General features: G+C 73.2%; 4 protein-coding genes. 3 read left to right on the top strand and 1 reads right to left on the bottom strand.

The window, feature by feature from the left end; translation table 11 throughout:
• Nucleotides 1-168 precede the first annotated feature (168 nt).
• The 3 genes from WD794_14570 to WD794_14560 all read left to right on the top strand — a co-directional run bounded on the left by WD794_14570 (nt 169) and on the right by WD794_14560 (nt 4,361).
• Nucleotides 169-2,496 (top strand): ATP-binding protein, encoded by a 2,328-nt coding sequence (locus WD794_14570; GenBank protein MEX2291533.1) that lies wholly within the window; start codon nt 169-171, stop codon nt 2,494-2,496.
• Nucleotides 2,497-2,549: 53 nt separating this feature from the next.
• Nucleotides 2,550-2,702, top strand: coding sequence for a DUF5679 domain-containing protein (locus WD794_14565; protein MEX2291532.1), 153 nt, complete (start codon nt 2,550-2,552; stop codon nt 2,700-2,702).
• Between the two features lie 729 nt (nt 2,703-3,431).
• On the top strand, nt 3,432-4,361 hold the full coding sequence (locus WD794_14560) for a ThiF family adenylyltransferase (protein MEX2291531.1): 930 nt from the start codon (nt 3,432-3,434) through the stop codon (nt 4,359-4,361).
• A 12-nt stretch (nt 4,362-4,373) separates the two neighbouring features.
• Here the strand turns inward: WD794_14560 and WD794_14555 are convergent, their stop codons facing one another.
• On the bottom strand, nt 4,374-4,856 hold the full coding sequence (locus tag WD794_14555) for a hypothetical protein (GenBank protein ID MEX2291530.1): 483 nt from the start codon (nt 4,854-4,856) through the stop codon (nt 4,374-4,376).
• Nucleotides 4,857-5,224 lie beyond the last annotated feature (368 nt).

The following is a 5,224-nucleotide window of genomic DNA, read 5'->3' as shown; positions in this document are numbered from 1 at the left end:
CACCGCTGGGCCGCACACCGCTGGGCCGCACACCGCTGGGCCGCACACCGCTGGGCCGCACACCGCTGGGGCTGATCCCCCGAACGGGTCAATCAGTCCGCGACCATTCCGTCGATGCCCCCGCTGCCGGCCGGCAGCAGGGGCATCGACGTGTGCGGAAGGAGAAGGATGAAGGCGCTGCGCACTGTGGTGCTGCTCGTCGTCGGGCTCGGCGTGGCATCGCAGTTCGGCGCCCGGGCGCTGCTCCTCGAGGCCGGTCCGGTCGTCTCGCAGCCTGCGCTGCTGAGCTCTGTCGCGCCGCTCGTGCTGGTCGGGATGCTGCTGCTGCTCGCCGCCGCCGGTGACCTCATCTACGTGCCGGTACGTCGGGGGGAGCAGACCGAGGAACTCACCCTCTACGAGGCGGCCGTCATCGTGGCCGTTCTGCTCCTGCCCGCGCGCGATGCGCTCTGGGTGCCTGTCGCCGCGGTCGGCCTCACCTCGCTGCTGCTCCGCCGCCCGCTGCTCAAGTCGCTGTTCAACCTCGGCATCTACAGCGCCGCCACGGCGCTGCTCGTGGTCGTGGTGCACATCGTGTCCGGGACCGGTCATGGACTGGATTGGCGAACCGTCATCGGCCTGCTGCTGGGGGTGCTGGCCTTCAGCATGGTCAACCTCGTCGGGCTGGCCCGCGTACTCACCCTCGTCGGGGAGGTGCACGCCAGGCAGGTTGTTTCCGACGGCGCTCGACTGGCGATGGTGACGGCGGCCGGGACCGTGGCGATGGCCGGCAGCGGCGTCCTGGCCGCGACCGCCGCTCCCGCGCTGCTGCCGTTCTGCCTGGTGCCGGCGGTCGCGCTGCTGTTCTCTTTCCGCGCCACCGCGCAGTCGGCCGAGCAGCGGCAGCGCTCGGCCGGTCTGCTGGCGCTCTCGCACGTCCTGGCCGGTCGGGTCGACCCGACCGAGATGCTCCCGACCTTCCTGTCGCAGTGCCGCCAGACGTTCGGCGCCGACGTCGCGCTGGCCTTCATCGATCCGTCCGTCACCCGTGGCAACCACGGCCCACTGACCGCGGTGGACGACCGCGTGGACGGGGCCTCTCAGCGGGAGAGCACCGCCTACGAGCAGACGCTGCTGGTCCGGGATGCCCAGCAGGCGCGAGTACTGGCGGGGCCGCTGCCGTACGGCTGGCTGCGGGCCGTGACGGCACCGCTCGAAGCCGACGGTGAGCCGCTGGGAACGCTCGTGCTGGCCACCCGGGACAGGTCCCGTGCGATGGGCCCGGACGAGCTGACCCTGCTGACGCCGCTGGCCTCTGCCCTCGCCGTCGCCCTGCGGGGCGCGGCGCACCTGCAGAGGCTGACGGAGGAGAGCAGCAAGCTGCAGGCGGTCGTGGACCAGTCCTCGGACGGGATCCTGGTCCTGGACGGCGAGGGGCGGGTGCAGCTGTGGAGCCCCGCCCTCACCGCGCTCAGCGGACGGACCGAGGCGGAGTCGCTGGGCCGGCCGCTCGGTGAACTGCTCCGCACCACCGACGTCGACGGCACCGCCTGCGACGCCTTCGAGGCGGGGCGGTCCCGTCTCAGCCCCTCCTCACGCCGGGCGACGATCGAACTGACGCTGCAGCGCGAGGACGGCGAACAGCGGGTCATCCGGTGCGCGCACGCCGGCGTCTTCGCCGAGGACGACCTGGTACGGGACGTCGTGATCGTCCACGACATCACGCGGGAGCGGCAGGTGGAGCGGCTCAAGGCCGACTTCATCGCCACCGTCTCGCACGAGCTGCGCACCCCCGTCACTCCGATCAAGGGCTATGCCGACCTGCTGCGCCGGCGTGGTGACACCATGACCCCGGAACGCCGCAACGAGTGCCTCGCCGTCATCAGCGATCGCTGCGACCACCTCGGCAGGCTGGTGGAGGATCTGCTGCTCGCCTCCCGCATCTCGGCGACCGAAGGCGCGGCCACCGCCCAGGTCGACCTCAGCGTCGCCGACCTTGTCGCGCTCGTGCAGCGGGCCTCCGGCGACTTCGGCGCCGACGGCGGCCGGATAGAGCTCCGTCTTCCGGACGCGCCGGTCGACGTCGCCTGCGACCCGACACGGGTCATCCAGGTGCTCACGAACCTGATCGGCAACGCACTGAAGTACGACGCCTCCGGCGCACCGGTGACGGTGCAGCTGGTGGTCGAGGACGGGCGGGTACACGTCGACGTGACCGATCGCGGCCGCGGCATCCCGTCGGACCAGCTGGACCGCGTCTTCGAGAAGTTCCATCGGGTCGAGGACCCGATGCGCATGACGACCGGAGGTACCGGACTCGGGCTCTACATCGCCCGGCAGCTGACCACGGCGATGGGTGGGACGCTGCACTGCACGTCCGCGCTCGGCACCGGATCGGTCTTCCGCTTCAGCCTCCCGCGGCAGCCAGCGGCCGTCCCCGGGCCACGGCACCCGATCGCCATCGACGGCAGGACGTCCTGTGATACGGCTCCAGGGCCCCCCACCGGGCTACGCTGATCACGAAACGCCCGCGCGCCGACCGGCCGTGGACCTGACCTGTGGAGGATCTCGTGGCCGAGAGCTACAACGGGTACTGCGTCAAGTGCAAGGAGAAGCGCGACTTCGAGGGGGAGGTCAAGGTCAGCGAGTCCGGTCGCCGGATGGCGCAGGGCACCTGCCCCGTGTGCGGCACCAAGATGAACCGCATCCTCGGCAAGGCCTGACCGTCGCACACCTGCCGAATGAGGGCGGCTCCCCCGGGAGCCGCACCCGCAACGTGAGGGCGGCTCCCCCGGGAGCCGCCCGCACTGCGTCCTCGGCTCGGGCGACGAGGTCGCCGAGCGCCGATTCTGCTTGATCAACGCCGCTCTTCCGCAGATTCTGCCCCCGAAAAATATGCGCCAGGCTGGCGTTGATCAAGACCTGGGCCCGGAGGGCGGCGGCGCGGGAGCGACGGCGCGGGGGGCGACGGCGCGGGAGCGACGGCGCGGGGGGCGACGGCGCGGGAGCGACAGCGCGGGCAGCGGCGGTGCGGCGGCAGGTCGGTCGGGCTGGGGAACACGCAGCGGGCAAGGCCCGGCGGTGCATTCCTCCTGCAGCGCGTTGTGCAGGAGAGCGCAAGAATCGGAAAAGGTTGACCGCTCCTGCACAGCCCCCGGCAGGCACACCTGCCCGCCGCCTCGGGCGAACCCGCCCCGAGCCGATCACGGCCGCGGAACGGCGGCAGCCTGTGGACAGGGCGGCAGCCTGTGGACAGGGCGGCAGCCTGTGGACAGGGCGGGTCGACCGGCCGCCCTGGTGTCAGTCTGTGAGACATCCCGCCTGCTCCGTCCCGGAGGTGCCGTGTGCGCCCTGTGCTGACTCCCGCCGCGCGGCGCCTCTGGCGCGACCCCCAGACCCTCCAGCTCGGCCGATTGCCAGGGCGCTCCGCGGTGCTGGCCGGTTTGGACCCTGTGACCCGCTCGACCCTGGCCCTCCTCGACGGGACGCGCGACCGGGCGCAGGTGCTGGCTGCTGCGGCGGCGGCCGGTTGTCCTCCGGCGCGCACCGAGCTGCTCCTTGATCTGCTGGACTCGGCGGGACTGCTGGAGGACGCCGCTGCGGACCTGGGGTCACTCGTCCGGCTGGACCGTCCGGAGCGCGATCGGCTGGCCGCCGATGTGGCGTCGCTCGCTCTCGTCCGTGGCGACGGCGGGTTGCCCGCCGCGCACCTCCGCTCGGCCGCGAGGGTGCTGGTGATCGGTGCAGGCCGGGTCGGGGCACCTTTGGCCGGCCTGCTCGCGACCGCCGGCATCGGGACGGTGGACGTGCTCGACGAGTCAGCCGCAGCGGCTGAGGACTCCGGCATCGGCGGGCTCGGCCTGGCAGACATCGGCCGCAGCCGCGGTGAGGCGGCGCGTGAGCAACTGCGCGCAGCCGTGCCCTCCGCGCCCACGGCTCCGCTCGTCCAGCCCGACTTCGTGGTGCTCGCGCCCACCCGGCCGGACATGCTCGAGGACGGGCGCAGGCTGGTCAGTGACGGCACTGCCCATCTGCTCGCGGAGGTACGGGACACCGTCGGAGTGGTGGGCCCCCTGGTCCTGCCGGGGCGGACGGCGTGCCTGCGTTGCCTCGACCTGACACGCAGCGACCTGGACCCCGACTGGCCATCGATCGCCGCGCAGCTGGCCCTGCCGCGCCGCGGCCGGACCGCCTGCGACGGGCCGCTCGCGATGGCCGTCGCGGCACAGGCGGCCTTACAGGTGCTGGCACTGGTGGACGGCACGGCCGACCCGGCATCGGTCGGCGGCACCCTGGAGCTGGCCTTGCCGGACTGGCGCTGGCGACGCCGGACCTGGCGCGTCCACCCCGACTGCGGCTGCGCGCTGCCGGCAGCCGGATAGCCGCCAGGTCTGTCAGGCTGCGCTGACCAGTCGCAGGTGCACCGGGCCGGTCTCGGAAAACTCGAGCGGCTCGTCGTCCTCGATCCGGGCAAGCGCCAGCTTCGGGTCGCGGCGGTCGATGCGGTTCTGCAGGAGGAGGAAGAGCACGACCACCGCCGCGATTCCAAGGGGCAGCTCCGGCGTATCACCCACGGCCTGCGCGGTGGTGGTGGCAAGGCCGGGCAGTGCACTGGCCAGGTGGATCGGCTCGGGCTTGCTGTCGGCCGCCGGACGCGAGACGGCGGTGCCCCCACCGAGCGGGCGCAACGGCTGGGCGTCGGCGGCCGCGACGATCGCCTTGCGCGACAGCAGCGGGCCAGCGGCGGCGGCCGACTCGCCACCCGTCGTCAAGCGCAGCGGCTGGACGACCGGAGCAGCCACAGCAGCCGCGGGGACCTGCGGGCCGACGGGGACGGCGACCGGCTCGACCGGCGCGACAGGGACCTGCGGGCCCACGAATGCAGCCCGCTCGATACGAGGGGCGGCCGGAGCAGGTGCGGACGCCGGCGCTGCCTGCTCCGCTGGGCGCGCATCCGTTTGTGGCGCGGACCTGACCGGGCTGTGCGGCCGGTGGACCGGGCCGGGGGGCTGAGCCGGGCGCAGACCCGTGGACGGGCCGACCACCGGCCCGGATGCGGCCGGCGGGCTCTTGACGGCGGTGTGACCTGGGGCCACGGGAGCCGGAGCAGCCTTAGGTTCCTTCTTCTCCTGACCCGGTGCGACGTCCGCCACGGGCGCCGCCTCCACCGGAGCCGGCTCCGCCTTCAGCTCCTTCTTCTCCTGACCCGGTGCGACGTCCGCCACGGGCGCCGCCTCCACCGGAG

Source organism: Mycobacteriales bacterium, from assembly GCA_040902655.1.
Lineage (GTDB): Bacteria > Actinomycetota > Actinomycetes > Mycobacteriales > SCTD01 > SCTD01.
This window is presented reverse-complemented; position numbering and strand designations above follow the sequence as displayed.